We start from the raw sequence: 2461 nt of genomic DNA on the forward strand, positions 1-2461 counted from the left end.
ACAACGCGCGAGCATTCTGCAGCTCACCCTGGGCGTTGCCGGAGATTGCCCCTGGGCTCGGAGCCATGCCTTCGTGCAGGCATCGACGCGAGTTTCCAGATCCGTGATGCGCTCGGCGGTCATGCCCGCCAGTCCGGCGTAGTCGGCCGCGCTGTAGCGGGTCGCGCGCAGTGCCGCGGCGTCGAACGCGAACACCGCCGCGGTGGCGGGAGGGTTCGGGGGCGGCAGGTTGTACGCCGCGACCATCAGGTCGGGATCGTAGGCGTGGCTCACGCTTTCGCCGCCCGGATCGGTCACCCGGGGGTGCGTGGCGTAGGCGTCGGCGACGGCGACCGGGCTCAGTTCGGCCAGGTTGTATGGACACACGATGCTGACCTCGCGACCGCGGAAGGCCGCGTTGATCAGTGCCTCGTGTTGCACGCAGGCCGCGTATTCCAGCTCGGAACGGCCCGCCCACATCGGTTCGCCGACGATGCGCACTCGCCCGGCGGGGTGCGCGTCGGCGAACGCGCGCAGCACGCCCGGGATGATGCGACCGGGATTGCGGCCCTCGACCGTCATGTCCATGAGCCGGACCGCGTCCGCGGCACGCCCCAGTGCGGCGCGCAGTATCGCCAGGTTCGCGGTCGGGACGACGGCCGCCACCGGTTCCCCGGCGGCCAAGCCGTCGCGGAGGAATCCGATGGTGCCGCTCAGGTATTCCTCGCGGTCCCGGTAGAACAGCGCTCGGTGCACGAAGTGCTCGGTCGAGGCTCCACCACCGTCGCCCATGCCCACGCCGTTCTCCCTACCCCGATCGTCCGGTCGTCGCGAGCATTACCCGGCGGCCGACGATTGAATCAGCCAATTTCGGGTATCGGCCGCCGATCATGTCGTCGCGTCCGTGCGGCCCAGGTGGATGCCGATGACGCAGGCGTCGTCGTCGGTGTCGGCATCGCTGTTGTCGAGCAGGTAATCCAGGCGATCGTCGAGGCCGCCGTCGAATCCGGCCGCCAAGGTCAGCAGTCGCCGGGTGCAGTCGTCGAGGCTGCGGCCACGCCGCTCGATCAGGCCGTCGGTGTACAGCAGCAGCACATCGTCGGGTTCCAGTTGCAGTTCGGCCTCCTCGTAGCGGGTCTCGGACACGGCGCCCAGCAGCTTGCCGCCGAGCATCGGCAGCGCCGACGCGGTGCCGCCGCGAACCAGCACCGGCGGCGGATGACCGGCCCGCGCCCAGCACAGGACGCCGGTCCCCGGGTCGTAGATGCCACAGATCGCGGTGGCGAAGATGGTGTCGGCGGGGTTGTGGGCGACCAGGTTCAGCCAGGTCAGGATCCGGCCCGGTCCGGCGCCGGTGGCGGCCAGGCCGCGTAAGGCGTTGCGCAACACCACCATTCCGGTCGCGGCGGCGATTCCGTGGCCCGCGATGTCGCCGACCGACACCAGGATCTTCTTCGACGGCAGCACGACCACGTCGTACCAGTCCCCGCCGACCAGGTGATCCTGTTCGGTCGGCCGATACCGGACCGCCATCCGCAAGCCGAACGCCTCGATCGGGGGCTGACTGGCGGGCATGATGGCCTGTTGCAGTTGCCGGGCCAGCCGGCTCTGCTCGGCGGTCTGCTGCTCGGAATGCGTCAACCGGTCGTGGGTGGCCGACAGGGCGATCTCGGTCCAGTGCTGTGCCGAGGCGTCCTGGTACACGCCGCGGACCGCCAGCAGGTTGCCCGCGACATCGAGCACCGGCTCGGCGACGACCCGGACATGGCGGACGGTGCCGTCCGGGCGGATCAGCCGGAAGGCCGCGGAGGAGGTATGCCGATAGCGCAGCACCGTACGCAGGAATCGTTGCGCGGCTTGCGATTCGGATTCGTGCACATGCAACGGCAGCTGCGCGAGCGGGATCGGAACCGCGTCCGGCGTCAGCCCGTACACCCCGAAAAGCGTCCTGGTCCAAAGGATTTCCCCGGTCGCGGCGTTCTCCTCGAAACCGCCGACGCCGCCGAGTCGTTGGGCATGCTGCAACAGCAGCGCCATGCGGGCCGCCTCGTCCCGCAGCCGCCACACCACGAGCACGGCGTCACCGTGGCGGCTGATGCCGAGCGCGGCCGAAATCGGCGGCAGCGCTTGACCGGTCAGCTCGGTCAGCATCACCGGATCGGCCCGGTAGCTCGCACCGGTGGCGTAGACCTGCTCGATCCGCTCGAACAGCCGACCGTGGCCGACCGACATCGGATAGACCTCGAGCAGTGACGCGCCCTGGATCAGGTCCCGAGACCGGCCCGCGGGGTCCACGAAGCCGGGATTGACATGGTCGATGCCGAAATCGACGAGACCACCGTCGGCGTCCAGCCGGGGCACCAGCAGCAGCGCCGAGTCGAACAGGTTGTCGGCCAGTCGTTTCAGCTCGGCGGAGCATGGTTCGTCCGGGCCCGACGCCGGGGCCGGATCCGATGGAAGCGTGTGCGCGCAGAGCTCAGCC

The 2461-nt window shown here is 69.8% G+C and carries 2 protein-coding genes; both read right to left on the reverse strand.

Going from position 1 to position 2461, the window contains the following annotated elements:
• On the reverse strand, positions 1-771 hold a 771-nt coding region (locus ACWELQ_RS43735; RefSeq protein WP_452402860.1), incomplete at its 3' end, for an anti-sigma factor RsbA family regulatory protein.
• Between the two features lie 96 nt (positions 772-867).
• A partial coding sequence (locus ACWELQ_RS43740; protein WP_452402859.1) for a PP2C family protein-serine/threonine phosphatase occupies positions 868-2461 on the reverse strand: 1594 nt, incomplete at its 5' end.

This window comes from Nocardia sp. NPDC004722 (assembly GCF_053601505.1).